The sequence below is a fragment of the Enterococcus sp. CWB-B31 genome, from assembly GCF_020567645.1.
Lineage (GTDB): Bacteria > Bacillota > Bacilli > Lactobacillales > Enterococcaceae > Enterococcus_L.
In genome coordinates this window covers 40,957-58,920 of the sequence record NZ_JAJDJW010000009.1, presented here as the reverse complement: position 1 = coordinate 58,920, position 17,964 = coordinate 40,957, and the positions used below count along the sequence as shown (strand labels likewise).

The following is a 17,964-nucleotide window of genomic DNA, read 5'->3' as shown; positions in this document are numbered from 1 at the left end:
TAGCATTTTCAGACAATTATCTTCGACCTGAACCAAAAGTCAATACATAAAGACTCTTCTATTGACTCTTTTTCAGAAAATGACTATAGTCAGTAAGTACGAAAAAAATTAGAAATTAGGGATAGAATGAGTGGAAAGATTTTATGGGAGTTAGGAGAAATTTATACAGCGCCATTAAATTTCTTTCTGATTCTGTTGGGTATGTCGTTTGCAAAAGTAGAATATGGTGTTTTTTATAATTGGCGAGTTTTGGTTTTTACGATTACATTATTGTTTATTCATATCGCAGTCAATATTTTTAATAACTATATGGACTATCAAAATGCAGAGGATTTGAAGTATAAAGAAGTGACGAATATTATTGGCAGAGAACACCTATCACTTAAAACGGTTCGTTCTTCGTTCTTATTGATCCTGCTTTTATCTTTTTTTACAGGGGCATTTTTGACTTGGCATTCAGATATTTTTGTTTTTATTTTAGGAGTCTTTGGATATTATGTAGGACTGGGGTATTCAACCGGAAAGCATCCGATAAACAGTCTGCCGATTGCAGAAAGCATTCCCGCCCTTTTAAGCGGGTATATGATTCCAATGATGAGTGCATACTTAACAAGCTTTCAGTATCAGCAGGAATCAAAGGGCTTTTTATTAAAGACATTTATCGTCTGCATGCCTATGGTTATCTGTATGTTTAATAATTTACTGGCGAATAATACCTGTGATTTGGAAGAAGATATTAAAAATAATCGAAAAACGCTTGTTTATTATATAGGGAAAAAGACGAGTGTTCGTTTGTTGCTTGTATTAACGGCAGTGCAGGCTGTTTCTATTGCAGCTTCAGTTTATTTGAAATTAGCTTCTCCGTTTCTGCTTCTTTCATTATTATTTTTACCAGTCATTTTCTTTATGTTGAGGCCTTATGTAAAACGACAAATCAAAAAAGAAACATTCCCAATTGTTTTGAAGGCCATGTCTTTGATGATGGTTGGTTATCCGTTAATTTATTTAATCACAGCATTTTTATAGTAAGTTTCGATTAGTATTAAAATTTAAATAAAGTTCAAGAGGCGGTCGGTATAAAAGCGATCAGCTCCGAGAATTAAGAAGGAATATCCAAAAATTGTCAAGGAACACTATTCATAGAATGAATAGCTGTGAATAGATACCTTCATGGAGCTTCTTATATTTTCAGAATCGTTCGGCTTAATTCCGAAGGAGTTACTTTTGTACCGCCGTTTATTCGGGGTTAGATACGAAGAGCGTTTGAAACTTTATTTTTGTCTTGCTCTCTTCTTGTTGCTTCTATGTAAAATCTGCAACAGCAATTTTTTTTATAAGCGTAGATTGATTGAATGACCATCAAGAAAATCATAAAAGTACTGATAGGCTTTGTTAGTATTTGTTGTGATTCTTTTATGAATATAACCATCATTTTCAGCATACTCAATTTCCTATTGCCCCTTTTCAAAAATACTCTGAATAAAATGATTTATTTCATTATTTGATAATGTAAAAAAAATTGAAATTATCCAGAGTATGCTCCTCAAACACATAATCCAATGTTTTTTATTGACATTATGGAAATAGTCTCTTCCTTAAATGGATTGTAATTCATGTGATAGGGAAAAGTAAAAGTAGTTTTAATTCTCTTTTTTATTATGATAATTTGAAGTATATTCACTTAATACCCCAAAAATACTTGACATACAAGGATTCATCCCCTGCTTTTCTCCACCTTATAATAATTTATTTAATAGGTTGTCTTAGGTCGCAAAGCGATCACCTATCTTTAATTTGGAGCCGCTGTTCATTTATATTGGTACATGTTTTATGGTCATGTAAGAACTTGCTTCTACGAATGCTTGTCACCTATCCAGTAGTCTTATATGTAAGACTACTGGATAGATGCACATTTCTTGGATTAGAAGCATAACTTAGGTTTAATCCGGTTAATATGCTAGCATTATTTTGTCAGAAAGATTAAGGTTAGGCGGATAAATTTTTAGCAGGATAATCAAACAGCTTGTTTTTAGAAACTTTTTTTAATGGAAACGATGAATTTTTGTGTTCTCTAGGCAGCAGCCCATATCTTTTAATTGACAATTTATGATAGGATAAGGAAAAGTATTAATGGATATGGAGGCATCAGTAATGATTATTCCGAAAAAATTAAAAAAGGGAGATCATATCCGAGTGATTTCTCCTTCGAGCAGTATGGTAAGAATCGGTGGAGCAGCAGGAAATCAGGAGGCAGAAAAAGTCTTGGGGAAATTAGGATTAACTGTCAGCTTCAGTAAAAACAGTATGGAAAACGATCAAATGGGCTCTTCATCTATTGAATCCAGAGTAGAAGATCTCCATGAAGCATTTCTAGATCCGCAGGTTCAGGGAATCTTAACTTCTATAGGTGGTTTCAACAGTAATGAACTGCTTCCCTATTTGGATTATGAACTTATTGGAGCGAATCCTAAAATATTTTGCGGGTATAGTGATATTACTGCTTTGAATAATGCAATTTATACGAAATCTGATTTAGTAACGTATAGTGGTCCGCATTATTCAAGCTTTAAAATGAAAATGCTTCAGGAGTATCAAACAGCTTCTTTTGAGGATGTGTTAATGAAGTTCGGACAGCATCAATTAACTGCTTCAGAGCAGTGGAGTGATGATCCTTGGTTTCTAGATGAATATAAACCGAATATTAGTTCAAATGGCTGGAAAGTCTATTCTGAAGGGACAGCAGAAGGTGTTAGTTTGGGAGGAAACATAGGGACATTCAATTTACTTTCAGGGACTGTTTATCAGCCTTTAATTGATCATCCTGTTATCTTTATGGAAATGGAAGAAGAAGGGGATTTTAGAGATTTTGCCCGTGACATGGCTTCAATCCTGCAAGTTTATCGGAAACCGGCTGCTTTAGTGATTGGCAGATTTTCTGCTGCAACAGAGATGACGGAAGAGCGCTTGATCATGCTATTGGATAAACATCCTGTAGCAAAAACGATTCCTGTTCTGTACAATGTCAATTTTGGACATACACAACCAATATTTACTTTTCCTGTTGGTCAAAAGATGACAATAAATACAGCAAACCAAGAAATTTCTTTCATGGACCATGAGGAAAATTGATTGCTTTCATTTACCATGAATAGGTATAATATAGAATGTTACTGTGTAAAGGAAAAAAGTTCTAATTAAGCCAGTGATTGACTGTGTAATAGCGAACTAGCGTTCTGCTCAAATTACGATAAAAGATAGTCTATAGATGATGTCCAATGATAGAAAATAGTAACTTGTACGCTTCGATGACAAGAACGAACAGCTATAAAAGCAGCGGGAGAATCGCCAGTCCCACTGTTACAGGAACATCTAGTAGAATGGTATGTGAACCGATAATCTGATGAATTAGCAATAATTTATTCCTGTGTTAAAAGCTTGCTTCTACGAATGCTCGTCACATGTCTGAGGGTCATGCAAGACTTGCTTCTATGCTTCTGGTATATGCTGTACGTTTCTTGGACTAGAAGTATTACTTAGTTTTAATTTGGTCTATACATTAGGAAACTAAAATGACAATAATTCAATCTTTATAAATGATGAGGGAGTCTGCTGTATGTATAAATTTTATTTACTTGAAGAACATGAATTTGGAAAATTTACTGATGAAGCTGAGAATGGAAATTATCTCCAAACGAAAGAGATGGCTTCACTGAAAAAATCAAGAGGAGCAGAGGTCTTTTTCCCAGGAGTCAAGGATGAATCTGATAATACCGTGATGTCAGCATTAATGACCAAAACGAAATTGGGCGTAGGTTTTGTTTTTGATATTGACGGACTTGAAATACCTAAAAATAATACAGCGTTGCTTTCTTACTTTCTGGAAAATTTAAAAGAGTATGTAAAAAAAGAAGGATGTTTGTATCTAACAATTAGTCCAAATTGTGCTTATGGTATGTATGATTACTATGGAAAATTGTTGAATGATAAAGATAAGTCAGTGATTCAGCAGTTTTCAAAAGAAGGATATATTCACGAAGGGTTTACAAGCGGCTATGCTACAGATGGGAATCCGCAATGGATTTACAAAAAATCACTTGAAGGTTTTACTGAGCCAGAGCTTCTGAAATCTTATGGTAAAGATGCAAAATACAGTTTAAATAAAGCAAAAAACTTTGGAATAACAACAAAAGAATTGAGGTACGAAGAGCTTCCGCAGTTCAAAGAAATTACTGAACGTACAAGTATTCGAAGAAACTTCAAGGATAAATCACTGGATTATTATCAAGCTGTTTACAAAGCATACGGCGATCGGGCGAAATTTGTTGTTGCTGAAATAAATTTTAGAACCTATTTGGAGAGTCTGGTACAGCAGAAAGAGCAGCTGCAGAAAAAATTGGATGAAGTAGCAGCATTTTTGGCGATCAATCCTAATAGTCGAAAGAAAAACAACCAAAAACGTGAATTTTCAGATGAATTTTCAACATATGAAAAGCGCATTGAAGAAGGAAAGAAAATGCTTGAAACACATGGAGATGAAGTTGCATTAGCCTGTGCACTGTTCCTGAGCTGTCCCCATGAAACAGTTTACCTCTTTTCAGGAACAGAAGAAGAGTTTAAAAAGCTTTATGCGCCATTTTTAATTCAAGATAAAATGCTAAGATATTCAGTGGAAAAAAATATTCCTTTATACAATTTTTATGGAATTGAGGGTATTTTTGACGGCTCAGATGGTATTCTGAAATTTAAGCAGTCTTTTAATGGCTACGCAGAAGAAAAGATCGGTACCTTTAAAACAATTATTAATCCTGGTAAGTATAAAGCATATATGATACTGAAGCATGTTCGCGAGTTCGTTAATAAACTCAGAGGTAGAGGGTAGAATAAGGCGCCTACTATCAGTTTGTTGGTTTATACTTAGAGTGATGGGACTATGACAAACACTTTATCCTTGGTTTTTTTGAGGAATATTTCGTATTTTTCTTTAAAAAATGTTTTTTGATACAGAAAAAACCTTTAAAGTTAAGTACTTATATCAGTTTTCTTGCTGATATAACATACAAAAGAACAGTTTTTCTCTCATTTTAGTTTTTTTTGTATTTTTTGAGATTATTTATGCAAAATTTGCAAAAAATAAGTGTATGTCTTTATTTCTTCATATTTGTTTGTTATTCTTTACTTAAGAAAATGGATGTTTGTAAACATGTTTTTTCTTAATTTGAGAAAGGGAGGCCGGAATGATAAAATTGCTCATGCAATATTGTCTAATACTGCTGCTTGTGAAATAATACAGTAGTCTAATGATTTACTTCAAATTACAACAGACTTTAAAGAACTATAAAGTGCAGACCAGATTAAGTTCAATTTTCAATTTAGAAAGTGCAAAAGTAAGCTATGGTGCCTGGGGAGGTGCTATAGCTTGTTTTTTATTTAGAAACCAGCTTATAGAGAATGAGAGATCAAGAGGTGCCGATGCCAAAGACAATTCATTTAGTGAAGAGGGTGCGTGGGATGGATATAGTTTTTAACCAAAAACGTATGAAATGGATACAAAGGATTTTAGAATACAAAAAAGGTATCAGATCTATTTATAGTCCTGATACCTTTTCTATTCCGTAGTGTTACTACTCAACTCGTCCATTGAACTGTTTTACTCCTTACTTTAAGCAGTTAATTTTAGTTGTTGTATAGCTTGTTCAATTGTGACACCATAGGCAACTTTGTTATGATCATTCGCATCATAGACCATAAAAATGTTTTTCTTTGTGTCTAGAGCTACACGGTAGTCAATGTTTCTTGTTTTGTATGTCATAGAAATCATACTCCTTTCATAATTGTTTCTTGAAAGGCAACGATAATATGATAACGAAATCCTAAATACATCATATCATTTTTTTCCTCTATTTACAATTGTTATTATTTAGATTATTTATTTTGTTTCTTTTCTTAAATGTTGGATTATTTTGCCTTTTCCCCATTTCATAGTAAAATAGAACTATAAAGGGAGGGATTCATCATGGAACAAACATATCGAAATATCTTAGTAGCAGTTGACGGTTCAGCTCAGGCAGAACAAGCGTTTGAGAAAGCACTTGAAATTGCGAAACGAAATCAGGCAAAGCTTCATATTGTTTATGTTATTGAGGAAATCGGTAATTATTTTGGGGAGCTTACGGTTTCGGTAACCAATGCGATGGAAGTCCTTAGAAAAAGAGAAGAAGAAAAAATGCAGCAGAGAGCAGACTTGGCTCATGCAGGCGGGTTGGATAATGTGGCAACCTATGTTCTTTATGGTTATCCTAAAACATTGCTTTCTGATTTTTCTGAATCTGAAGAGCCGATTGATTTAGTTGTGATTGGTAAAACTGGGTTGAATGCATTGCAGCGTGTACTTGTAGGCTCAACAACCTCGTATGTGGTTAATCACTCTAACAGTGATGTATTGGTTGTTGCAGGGAAAGAATAGGTACTTAGGAGAAGTGAAAATAGTGAGGAGGATTCGCTTATTTTCACTTCTTTTTCTGTTAAAATGGAAGTGATATTTTTTCTCAAAGCTTGTTTTCAAATCTTCTTAAAGATGTTAAGTTATTTATAACAGTAAAAAAAGAGGGAGTGAAAAGATGCTTTCCGAAGAGCCAATTGCTGTTTTGGAAAAGAAGAAGCTGCAGCTGTAATTGTCAGAGGCACAGAAGAAGCGCTGGTGTGCGGTGCTTAATTGAGATTGAACGCCCTGAGACGATTGATCCTATGCAACTGGATTGTCAAAACTGGATGACTGGCTGATTAGAGAGTATCGCTGATATCACAACTGCTGGAAATACTGAGGACTATAGAAATGTCTGCTTAACTAAATAAAGAGTTAGCTGTAGAAAAAATAACATTTCAACAACTGGTTTGAATTTCTGCAGTTTTTTTGTTAAAATGTATTTTATGTGAATGAATATAATGGTTGGGCGGAAGCTTCAAGGATCAGGTTCTTCAAGGGGTGAGAAGAACGACTTTTGAGTTCGGCCTCTTTTGTGTGTTCATTGAGAGGAATAATCCGTTTCCTTGTAAACAATCTTTAATTTTTATGCTATTTAGAAAATTGACAAAATTGACGAATGTTGGAGGTGAGAGGATGGTATTCAATGCATTGGAACAGATCAGACTGGCGGAAGAGCGTGTACAGGAAATGAAAAAGGATGTACAGCGTGAAATGGTTGAGTATGAAGCGAAAATGGAACAGGAACTGCTCCTTCTTCAAACGAAAAACCAGAAAGAAGTAGAAGAACTGCTGAAGGAGACAACAAAAATTCAACAGCAGCAGCTTCAAAATGAAAAAGAACTATTATTGAAAGAAGCAGAGGAACAGAAGGATCTTTTTAAGGAGAAATATGATAGAAATAAAGATGAAATGATTGATTATGTCATTGAAAGGGTGAATGTACTTTATGGCAGTCAATAAAATGGAGAAAGTAACGATTATAGCCGCGGCAGATCAGGAGGAGACGATCCTTCAGGCAATTCAGGGACTGCAGGCAGTAGAAATCAAAGATTTCTATCATTCCAGTGTGGACCAGTCCTATATTGATCACTATTTTTCTTTAGATCAGACAGCAAGCAACAGGCAGAGGAAAAAATTCTACGAAGAAATGCTGCTGAGGATTCATGATGTACTCCTGTTTATTGATTATTTTTCAAGTAAAGAAGGACATAAAAATGGTTTTAAGAGGAGAGTACAGTCATTGGATTCTCTGGAATCATCTTTTAATCAGGAGAAAATCCTAGGTTATCTGAGTGCTGTTGAAAGTTTAAAAAGGCGTCTGGATTATGTGAACAGTCAACGGAAAAAGCTTCTTACAGAAGAAGATTGGCTGACAAGGTGGCAGGCACTTGATGTTGTACCTCAGCGAGTGATACTGACCGAGGCTTCTCTGGTATCAGGTTCGATTAATGCAGCGAACAATGAAGAGTTTCAAGCAGCTTTAAAGAATATCCCTTCGATTTATTATGAAGAGTTGTATTATAGTACAAATCATGTTTACTACAGCCTGATTTATTTGAAAGAAAATGAAGATGAGATTGGCGGACTGTTAAACCGTTTCAGCTTTGAGCGAATGAATTATCCTTATGATGTTGTACCGAGCAAAGCCTATGAAAATACAAAAAAAGAACTGGTAGAGCTTGTTGATGAAGAGAAAACAATTAAGAAGGAACTTGGGGTATACAGAGATCATCTTGAGGAACTGTATCTTGCAGAAGAAATGATTTATGCTCTGATTTATAGGGAGCAGGCAAAGGACCATTTGTTAAATACACACTATTTCTGTCTGATGCAGGGGTGGATTCCTGAGGAAGAAAAAAATAATTTTTTGTCAGTCCTAAATAAAGCAGTCCCTGAAACCGAGGTATATCTGACATTCGAACAGCCGACTGCTGAAGAAATTCAGATGGATATTCCTGTTAAGTTAAAAAATAATAAAGTTGCAGCACCCTTTGAAATGCTGACAGAAATGTACAGTTTACCGAAATATGATGAAATTGATCCTACACCGGTGATGACTCCTTTTTATATGGTATTTTTTGGGATGATGGTTGCAGATCTGGGTTATGGACTGTTAATGTTTCTTATAACAATGGTTGTAAGAAAAAATATAGTTTTGAATAGAGTTAAAAAACGTTTTGTTGATTTTTTCTTTATCCTGTCATTTCCGACAATTGTTTGGGGAATTATCTACGGTTCATTTTTTGGTGTTGATTTTCCAAAAACACTGTTTAGTATACATCTGCCGTTTCCAATTCTTTCAACAACTGAAGATGTGAATACGATTTTGCTTCTGTCAGTGGCGTTTGGTTTTATTCAGCTGATGACCGGTTTGATTATTAATGGAATTGAATTGATGAAAAGGAAGCAGTATCTCACAAGTATTGGCGACAGCTTTGCCTGGCAGGGATTGCTAACAGGTATTCTGATTGCTGTTCTGGGAATGCTGGTAATGAACAACAATGGCTTTTTCATTGTCGGAATCACAGCAGCTGTAATTTCTGCCCTGTCAATTGTGGCAGTACCTGTGATTCAATCCAAATCCAAAGTAAAAGGGATTGCTAAAGGACTTTATGAACTGTACAATTTAACGGGTTATATTGGTGATTTGGTTAGTTATACACGTTTAATGGCACTGGGAATTTCAGGCGGAAGCATTGCTGCAGCTTTTAATATGCTTGTTGCATTCATGCCGCCGATTGCCAGATTTACTGTCGGAATTTTGCTGATTATCGCTTTGCATACGTTAAACTTGTTCCTGAGTTTGCTGGGTGCTTATGTTCACGGTGCACGTTTGCAATATGTAGAGTTTTTCGGAAAATTTTATTCAGGAGGCGGAAGAGCTTTTCAACCGCTGAAAGCAGAAGAGAAACATCTGAATATCGAAAAGACGAAATTGAAGAAATAAGTGGAGGAATGTAGAGATGATTGATTATTTAATTAATGAAAATGGCGGAATACTTTTTGCAGTTTTAGGAATGGCCATGGCAACAATTTTATCTGGTATTGGGTCTGCCAAAGGTGTTGGATTCACAGGAGAAGCAGCAGCAGCACTGACAACCGAACAGCCTGAGAAATTCGGACAAGCTCTGATCCTGCAGCTGCTTCCCGGAACACAGGGATTATATGGATTCGTTATCGCGTTCCTTATCTTTATCGACCTTGATAATAGTATGACAATGGTTCAGGGACTGAATTATTTTGTTGCATCATTACCAATTGCATTTGCAGGATTATTCTCAGGTATCTCACAGGGACGTGTTGCTGCGGCAGGTATCCAAATTCTTGCTAAAAAGCCTGAACATGCAACAAAGGGAATTATTTATGCTGCAATGATAGAAACCTATGCAATTTTGGGCTTTGTAATTTCCTTCTTACTTGTGCTGAATGTGAAGTAAGGGAGGTTGACTATGGATGCAATTGAAAAGATTGTTGAGCAGATTCTCGAAAAAGGAACCCGCGAAGCAGAAGCAGTCAAAAAGAGCGAAGTAAACCGTATTGAAAGTAACTTTTATGAACAGATTGCTGCTTTGGACATTCAAAAAAAGCAACAAATCACTAAAAATGCGGAGCTGAGTAAAAAGATATTTAGGCAAAAACAAAATCGACAGCAGCTGGAAGTAAAGCAGGCGACATTAAACAGCAAGCAGGAGCTTCTCGGTCAATTGTTTAAAGAAACGACTGAAAAAATGAAGCAATGGGATACAGAAACCTTTCAGCAGTTTGCATCTGGAATGTTATCCAAGCTGGATTTATCCGGTGAAGTTGTATTCAACGCAGGAGAATACTCAAAAGATAAAATAAGTCAGACCTGGCTTGATCAATTTGCAACAGATAAGCTGACATTACAGTTGTCTGAGAAAATCATCCCAAAAGAAAGCGGCTTTGTGCTTGCAAAGGATGGAATTGAATATAATTTCCTGTTTTCTACGTTGGTTCAGGAAGTACAAACGACGGAAATCTATAAAATAGCGGAGATGCTATTTGGTTAGGAGAGGATAGCGTTGAAAGAAACAGCATACAATCAAATCAATCCTTTAATTCGTCTTAAAGAAATGGAGCTGCTGACAGCATCCCAATATGAGCAGCTATTGAAGGCAGCAGATATGGAGGAGCTTCGTGATATTTTAAGAAATACTGTTTATGGAGAATATTTAAAAACAGATTTTGAGGAAAATTTTGAGTATATTTATTCAAAAGAACAGGGAAAGTTATTTGAATGGCTCTATCAGATGGCGCCTGAGCCTGAAATTATTGCTATCTATACTTCTCGTTTTACTTTTCATAATTTAAAGGTTCTGACAAAAGCAGAGGTCACAAATCAACATTTGGACCACCTATTTATTGAGGACGGGCGATATTCTCTATCAACTATGAAAAGTGCGGTTCATACAAAAATGTCCAGTGAACTGCCGGAAGAGCTGCTGAGTACCATCAGAGAGGTATTTGATTATCTTCAGGAATCAACACTGCTTCAGGCGATTGACGTTATCTATGATCGGCTGTTTTTAACTTTTCAAAAACAGCTGGCGGATAAATTGGGATACCCAGATATTATTGCAGAGGTTACAGCGTTTATTGATCTGACAAACATTGCTGTTATGGCAAGAGGGATTATTCAGAGGCAAACGAGAACTTTTTTATCCACTATCCTTTCTAGTTCGGGCAGTATTGCAAAGCAAGACCATTTGCCATATGCAAAAGAATCGTTGGAAGCATATACCTCATTTATTTTGTCAACGAAATATGGTGATATGCTTTCTTCAATCGTGAATCCGGAAACGCATGTTTTGGATTTAACTGCCTTTGAAAAAAAGAAAGATGATTATTTAACAAACCTTTTTGTTAAAGGGCGTGTGACTGCATTTGGTCCGTTACCTTTGCTTGCGTATCTAAATGCAAAGGAAGTAGAGTGGAAAAACCTCCGTTTGCTTGTTGTTGGAAAGAAAAATCATTTTCCGACAGAACGACTGAAAGAAAGGATGCGGATAGTCCATGGCTCATAAAATTGGCGTTATCGGGGATAAATATTCTGTTATGCCCTTCAAACTGTTTGGCTTTGATGTTTGTTATGGGATGTCTGCTCGTCAAATTAGAGACAGCATTGAACAAATGGCTGCTGAAGATTATGGTGTAATCTTTATTACGGAGGAAGCTTCTGAACAGGTCTCAGAAACAATCAACCGTTACAGAAGCAGAATCCAGCCGGCCATCATACTAATTCCCAGTAATGCAGGATCAAAGGGGATTGGAAAAAAAGCTGTGCAGGAAAATGTTGAAAAGGCAATTGGACAAAATATTTTATAGAATTTATCTGTTGAATTCAAGAAGGATGAAGCTGAAGAAACTTTTTAACACTATGGAAATTTAGAGCCTAAAATAATAATAGAACGAATTACTTACGAGTATCATATGAATTCCGGAAATTTTGAGTTAAGCAGATGAAAACCCAATCTGACTTTGAATGGGAGGGGTTCGCAGTGCTGCTTTTAATGGAAAGCTGTAATGCGGTTAATGCCCTCTGATAAATTTTCAGTGAAAGCTCGGAACAGGAGGAATGATAGTGCAAAAAGGAAGAATTGTTAAAGTATCCGGTCCGCTGATTATGGCAGATAACATGTCCGATGCAAGTGTGCAGGACATCTGTTATGTAGGCGATTTGGGAGTAATAGGAGAAATTATTGAGATGCGCGATGATGTTGCATCCATTCAAGTATATGAAGAAACAACTGGAATCGGTCCGGGTGAACCGGTGGCAACCACAGGAGAAGCTCTGTCAGTGGAGCTTGCTCCGGGACTCATCTCTGAAATGTTTGATGGGATTCAACGTCCATTGGATACCTTTGCAGAAGTGACTGCCAGTAATTTTCTCAGCAGAGGTGTAAAAATCCCTTCATTGAATCGAGAAAAGAAATGGCTGTTTGTTCCTGTTGCAGTGGCTGGTGAAGAAGTTTCAGCAGGCGACATCATCGGTACGGTTGAAGAAACGGAAGCTATTCAGCATCGTATTATGGTGCCAGTTGGTGTATCAGGTAGAATTACGGAAATAAAATCCGGCAAATTCACAATTGAAGAAGTTGTTTATGTTCTTGAGACAGAACAAGGTAGCAAAGAGTTCACCATGATGCAGAAATGGCCGGTTCGAAGAGGACGTCCAATTTCTCAGAAAATGAATCCTGTTGCACCGATGATTACCGGTCAGCGAGTAGTTGATACCTTTTTCCCGGTAATCAAGGGGGGAGCAGCAGCTGTTCCAGGTCCGTTTGGTGCAGGTAAAACAGTAGTTCAACACCAAATTGCCAAGTGGGCAGATGTTGATTTGGTTGTTTATGTGGGCTGCGGCGAGCGTGGAAATGAAATGACGGATGTACTAAATGAGTTTCCTAAACTAATTGATCCAAATACAGGCAAATCATTAATGGAACGGACAGTATTGATCGCAAATACGTCCAATATGCCTGTAGCTGCTCGGGAAGCATCGATTTATACAGGAATTACTATTGCAGAATACTTTCGTGATATGGGCTATTCAGTGGCAATTATGGCAGATTCAACGTCCCGCTGGGCAGAAGCACTTAGAGAAATGAGCGGGCGTCTGGAAGAAATGCCGGGTGACGAAGGCTATCCTGCTTATCTCGGCAGCCGACTGGCAGAATATTATGAACGTGCAGGTTATGTCGTTGCATTAGGAAAAGATCATCGGGAAGGCAGCATTACAGCTATCAGTGCTGTTTCACCATCAGGAGGAGATATTTCTGAACCTGTGACACAAAATACTCTGCGTGTGGTGAAGGTATTCTGGGGGCTGGATTCGGCATTGGCTCAGAAACGACATTTTCCATCAATTAACTGGCTTCAGAGTTATTCATTGTATAGTACGGAAGTCGGCAAATATTTGGATCAGCAGCTGCAGCAGGATTGGTCTGCAATGGTAGCAGACGGAATGAGAATTTTGCAGGAAGAATCACAGCTGGAAGAAATTGTACGACTGGTTGGAATTGATTCTTTATCTGATAAAGACCGTCTAACTTTAGAAACTGCTAAATCGCTTAGAGAAGATTATTTGCAGCAAAATGCATTTGATGATGTGGATACATTTACTTCAAGAGAAAAACAGTTTAAGATGATGCGTCTGATTCTGACATTCTTTGAAGAAGGAAAGAAAGCCATTGAATTAAATGCTTACTTTTCTGAAATTATGAAGGGAACGGAATCGATTCGAGATAAAATAGCCCGAAGCAAATATGTTCCGGAAGCAAAGATTTATCAGATGGATGAATTGGCAGGCGAAATTAAAACAACGATGAAGCAAATTGTGGCAGATGGAGGGATGACCAATGATTAAAGAATATCGTACGATCAATGAAGTTGTCGGTCCCTTGATGATTGTTGAAAAAGTTGAAGGTGTAAAGTATGAGGAACTGATCGAAGTTCGCATGCAGAATGGTGAAATTAGAAGAGGTCAGGTACTTGAGGTTAACGGAGATAAAGCAATGGTTCAGATTTTTGAAGGAACCAGCGGCATTAATATTCGTGATTCGAAAGTTCGATTTTTAGGTCATCCTCTTGAACTGGGTGTTTCAGAAGATATGGTCGGTCGTATTTTTGATGGACTTGGACGTCTCAAGGATAATGGTGTGGCTATTCTTCCTGAAAAACAGGTGGATATCAATGGGGAAGTAATCAATCCATTTAATCGTGATTATCCAGATGAATTTATTCAGACTGGAATTTCTGCAATAGATCATTTAAATACATTAGTCCGTGGTCAGAAGCTCCCTGTATTTTCAGGATCAGGGCTGCCGCACAAAGAGTTGGCGGCACAAATTGCCAGACAGGCAAATGTGTTGAACAGTGAGGATGATTTTGCGGTTGTATTCGCAGCAATTGGAATTACCTTTGAGGAAGCAGAATTTTTCATGGAGGATTTTCGTCAGACCGGTGCAATTGACCGTTCTGTTCTATTCATGAATCTGGCCAACGATCCTGCGATTGAACGGATTGCTACGCCAAGAATGGCATTGACAGCTGCTGAATATCTGGCTTATGAAAAAGGCATGCATGTGCTGGTAATCATGACCGACATGACAAATTATTGTGAAGCACTGCGTGAAATATCAGCAGCTCGACGTGAGGTTCCTGGTCGCCGCGGGTATCCGGGATACTTGTATACGAATTTGGCAACATTGTATGAACGTGCCGGACGAATCAGAGGTCTAAAAGGCTCAGTGACTCAAATTCCAATTTTAACCATGCCGGAAGATGACAAGACGCATCCGATTCCTGATTTGACAGGCTACATTACGGAAGGTCAGATTATTTTATCCAGAGAGTTGTATAAGAAGGGGATTCAGCCGCCGATTGATGTATTGCCGTCGCTTTCTCGTTTGAAGGATAAAGGAACAGGCGAAGGGAAAACAAGAATTGATCATGCGCCGACAATGAATCAGCTGTTTGCTGCCTATGCACAGGGAAAACAGTCAAAAGAACTGGCTGTGGTTCTTGGAGAATCAGCACTTTCTGATGTTGATAAAATCTACGCGAAATTTGCAGATCGATTTGAAAATGAGTATGTCAATCAGGGCTTCTCTGAAAATCGTTCAATTCAGGAAACGCTTGATCTTGGCTGGGAACTGCTGTCCATCCTGCCGCGAACTGAATTAAAGCGAATAAAAGATGATATGCTGGATGAATATTTGACTGTGGGAGAGTGATTTTATGGTACGCTTGAATGTAAATCCTACCCGCATGGAGCTTACCCGATTAAAAAAAATGTTGGGAACTGCTGCCAGAGGGCATAAATTATTAAAGGATAAGCAGGATGAGTTAATTCGCCAATTTATTCTCCTGATCAGAAAAAACAATCAGCTGAGAATTGATGTGGAAGAAGAATTGAATGGTGCGCTGTCAAGTTTTGTTCTGGCAAGCAGTACCTTGAATGAAGCCTTTATTGAAGGGCTGGTTTCCATTCCTGCAAGTGAAGTAACGATGGATATCATCGAAAAAAACGTAATGAGTGTAACCGTTCCAATTATGAACTTTCATTATGATGAAGAAATCGTGGATTCGCCTTTAGATTACGGGTATTTAAACTCCAACGCAGAGTTGGATCGTTCATTTGATAAAATATCCTCAATCCTGCCTAAAATGCTTGAATTGGCAGAGGTTGAAAAAACTTGTCAGCTGATGGCAGAAGAAATTGAAAAGACACGCAGGCGTGTTAATGCATTGAAGTACTTGACGATTCCGCAGTTGGAAGAAACGATTTATTATATTAAGATGAAGCTGGAAGAAAACGAGCGTGGGGAAATCACCCGTTTAATCAAGATTAAAGATATGGGGAGTTAGATAATACAATCAGAGATCCGAGGAATCAGAGTTATTCCATCGGGTCTTCCTGTTGATCAAAGCTGAATGATAAGGATGCAGGGTTGTTCTTTTTAGCAGCAGAGGCCATAACTTGAAGAAATATTCTGCCCTTCGTTGTCAGTACCGGCTGGTTTGTGTGAGAAATATAGTAAATAGAAAAACCAATTTGTTTTTCGAGCGACTGAATTGTTTTAAGCAGAGAAGGTGTCAATGAAGAATTCATCCATTCTTTCGGATTGTCCATGTTCAAATATTCAAACTGTTTGAGAATTACATTAAATTCTTCCAAGAAAACATCTCCTTTTTTTTTTGGACAGCGCTTACATTTATATGTAAGATATCATAAGATGATAAATATGTAAATGAATTCTATTTAAAAATAAAAAATTTATTTACTATAAGAATGCTATATTGATCAATAAATGTAACATCCCATTTTTGAATGAAAGAGACATTCATCTTTTCTACAGGGAAATACAACATTTTTTTCTGATTAAAGGATTATTTAGATAGAGTGCTTATATTATTTGCAGCTGGGATTCAAGGCTTCTTTAAGTAATTCATACTGAATAAAACAGAAAATATATCTAATCTAAAGTGTTTATCCCAATTTTGTAAAATAAGTACACGGTTTTGCTGTTAATTAAAATAAAAACTGTGCACTTTTTATAAATGAATACTTATTTCATAAACTTATTGTCTGCCAAAAAGTCTAAATAACTTCTAAAAAATGTTTTTTATCGGTGATTCGCTAACCTTTTTTGCTTAACAATTAATTTATGCAGTATTTTTGAGTTATTCAGCAGGTATTAAGTAAGAGAAATCTAAATGCTGATTCTGTAAAAAGCAGATAGTTCTATACTTTTTTTGAAGTTTTGTGTATTCTTAGAGATATCTAAGGAGGTTGCTGTATTTTCATGAATAATTTGTCAATTGATAAAATGATAAAAAAATATTTGATTATAGGGACGATCATTGTCCTGGGGCTTTTAAATTTTCAGACGATACTGAAATGGGGGCAGAATCTTTTAGGTGCTTTTTCCAATATCATTTTTGCTATCCTGCTGGCTTATGTAATTAATCTGATTATGTCCCGAATTGAGAAGCTGTTTGAAAAAGTAAGGGAAAAGAAAATCTATCGCTTTAAACGAGCGTTGAGTTTATTGGCATCGCTAATTCTGCTCGTAATAATTATTGCAACATTTTTTGGATTGGTTTTTCCGACAATTTTTGAATCAATTAATATGCTGCTGGCTTCTTTGCCTAAGACGTTTAATCAGATTCAGGAATTTCTGACAGCAATCTTTAAAAATAATCCGGAAATTGAAAAAAATCTGAAATTACTTGAACTGGACTGGAAGTCTTTCCTTCAAAATATTTTTAGTTTTGTTGGGGGCGGTGTGGCGAATACTGTTGATATACTGATTAATTTAATCAGTACATTAATTGGGAGTCTGTTTAATTTTTTACTGATTTTTGTTTTTGCTATCTATTTGCTAGTTGATAAAGAAAGATTCATACATTTGTATAAACGCTTGTCCAAGCTTTATTTTCCAAAGAAAATTCAGCAGCGGACGAATCTGGTTTTGTTAATTATTCATCAGACATTCAGCGCATTTATAACAGGACAGTGTCTGGAAGCAGTGATTCTGGGGACACTCTGTGCAACAGGCATGTTTCTTTTCAATATGCCATATCCGGTACTGGTAGGGACTTTAGTGGGGGTTATCAATATTATTCCGATTGTCGGGGCATATGTAGGCGGAGCCATTGGTATGTTTCTGGTATTTACGGTTAATCCTGTATTGTCACTGTGGTTTCTGGTTTATCTAGTTATTCTGCAGCAATTCGAGAGCAATTTCATCTATCCGCGTGTGGTAGGCAATTCTGTTGGCTTGCCGGGTATCTATGTACTTGGTTCAGTCATAGTTTTTGGTCCGCTGGCTGGGATTCCAGGTATGTTTTTGGGTATTCCTTTTACTGCCAGTATCTATAAGCTGGGAAAAATATATATTCAAAGAGAAGAGACCCAAAAAAAGCAGGAAAAGGTATCTGAGTTGAATCTTTGAGAT

General features: G+C 36.8%; 16 protein-coding genes. 14 read left to right on the top strand and 2 right to left on the bottom strand.

Annotation, left to right across the window (positions count from 1 at the left end; translation table 11 throughout):
- The first annotated feature begins 126 nt into the window (after positions 1–126).
- From LI954_RS09710 to LI954_RS09700, 3 genes are all read left to right on the top strand, one after another.
- Positions 127–1,026 (top strand): prenyltransferase, encoded by a 900-nt coding sequence (locus LI954_RS09710; RefSeq protein WP_229444358.1) that lies wholly within the window; start codon positions 127–129, stop codon positions 1,024–1,026.
- A gap of 1,125 nt (positions 1,027–2,151) precedes the next feature.
- A complete protein-coding gene (locus LI954_RS09705; protein WP_229441083.1) occupies positions 2,152–3,129 on the top strand; it encodes a S66 family peptidase in 978 nt (325 codons plus the stop codon).
- A 484-nt stretch (positions 3,130–3,613) separates the two neighbouring features.
- On the top strand, positions 3,614–4,879 hold the full coding sequence (locus tag LI954_RS09700; RefSeq protein ID WP_229444357.1) for an aminoacyltransferase: 1,266 nt from the start codon (positions 3,614–3,616) through the stop codon (positions 4,877–4,879).
- Positions 4,880–5,659: 780 nt separating this feature from the next.
- Here LI954_RS09700 and LI954_RS09695 read toward each other — a convergent pair.
- Positions 5,660–5,809, bottom strand: coding sequence for a hypothetical protein (locus LI954_RS09695; RefSeq protein ID WP_202067419.1), 150 nt, complete (start codon positions 5,807–5,809; stop codon positions 5,660–5,662).
- A 204-nt stretch (positions 5,810–6,013) separates the two neighbouring features.
- Here LI954_RS09695 and LI954_RS09690 point away from each other — a divergent pair, with 204 nt between their 5' ends.
- From LI954_RS09690 to LI954_RS09645, 10 genes are all read left to right on the top strand, one after another.
- The gene (locus LI954_RS09690; RefSeq protein ID WP_202067420.1) at positions 6,014–6,463 is read left to right on the top strand and encodes a universal stress protein; all 450 of its coding nucleotides are present in this window, start codon (positions 6,014–6,016) and stop codon (positions 6,461–6,463) included.
- A gap of 654 nt (positions 6,464–7,117) precedes the next feature.
- Positions 7,118–7,444 carry a hypothetical protein gene (locus tag LI954_RS09685; RefSeq protein ID WP_202067421.1) on the top strand — a complete coding sequence of 109 codons (327 nt, stop codon included), beginning with the start codon at positions 7,118–7,120 and terminating at the stop codon, positions 7,442–7,444.
- Positions 7,431–9,431: a V-type ATP synthase subunit I gene (locus LI954_RS09680; protein ID WP_229444356.1), complete on the top strand. Its 2,001-nt coding sequence runs from the start codon at positions 7,431–7,433 to the stop codon at positions 9,429–9,431. Before LI954_RS09685 ends, LI954_RS09680 begins: the two co-directional genes overlap by 14 nt.
- 16 nt (positions 9,432–9,447) lie before the next feature.
- Positions 9,448–9,921, top strand: coding sequence for a V-type ATP synthase subunit K (locus tag LI954_RS09675; protein WP_202067423.1), 474 nt, complete (start codon positions 9,448–9,450; stop codon positions 9,919–9,921).
- A 12-nt stretch (positions 9,922–9,933) separates the two neighbouring features.
- Positions 9,934–10,515, top strand: a complete 582-nt coding sequence (locus LI954_RS09670; RefSeq protein WP_202067424.1) for a hypothetical protein — start codon at positions 9,934–9,936, stop codon at positions 10,513–10,515.
- 12 nt (positions 10,516–10,527) lie between these two features.
- Positions 10,528–11,529, top strand: coding sequence for a V-type ATPase subunit (locus LI954_RS09665; RefSeq protein WP_324254752.1), 1,002 nt, complete (start codon positions 10,528–10,530; stop codon positions 11,527–11,529).
- Positions 11,519–11,830 (top strand): V-type ATP synthase subunit F, encoded by a 312-nt coding sequence (locus LI954_RS09660; protein ID WP_229444355.1) that lies wholly within the window; start codon positions 11,519–11,521, stop codon positions 11,828–11,830. Before LI954_RS09665 ends, LI954_RS09660 begins: the two co-directional genes overlap by 11 nt.
- Positions 11,831–12,086: 256 nt before the next feature.
- On the top strand, positions 12,087–13,868 hold the full coding sequence (locus LI954_RS09655; RefSeq protein WP_324254751.1) for a V-type ATP synthase subunit A: 1,782 nt from the start codon (positions 12,087–12,089) through the stop codon (positions 13,866–13,868).
- Entirely contained in the window at positions 13,861–15,237 is a 1,377-nt protein-coding gene (locus tag LI954_RS09650; RefSeq protein ID WP_229441076.1) for a V-type ATP synthase subunit B, read from the top strand. The genes LI954_RS09655 and LI954_RS09650 overlap by 8 nt, the downstream gene beginning before the upstream one ends.
- Positions 15,238–15,241: 4 nt before the next feature.
- A complete protein-coding gene (locus tag LI954_RS09645) occupies positions 15,242–15,871 on the top strand; it encodes a V-type ATP synthase subunit D (RefSeq protein WP_229444353.1) in 630 nt (209 codons plus the stop codon).
- 31 nt (positions 15,872–15,902) lie between these two features.
- Here the strand turns inward: LI954_RS09645 and LI954_RS09640 are convergent, their stop codons facing one another.
- Positions 15,903–16,181 (bottom strand): hypothetical protein, encoded by a 279-nt coding sequence (locus tag LI954_RS09640; RefSeq protein WP_202067430.1) that lies wholly within the window; start codon positions 16,179–16,181, stop codon positions 15,903–15,905.
- A gap of 628 nt (positions 16,182–16,809) precedes the next feature.
- Here LI954_RS09640 and LI954_RS09635 point away from each other — a divergent pair.
- Positions 16,810–17,961, top strand: coding sequence for an AI-2E family transporter (locus LI954_RS09635; RefSeq protein WP_229444352.1), 1,152 nt, complete (start codon positions 16,810–16,812; stop codon positions 17,959–17,961).
- Positions 17,962–17,964 lie beyond the last annotated feature (3 nt).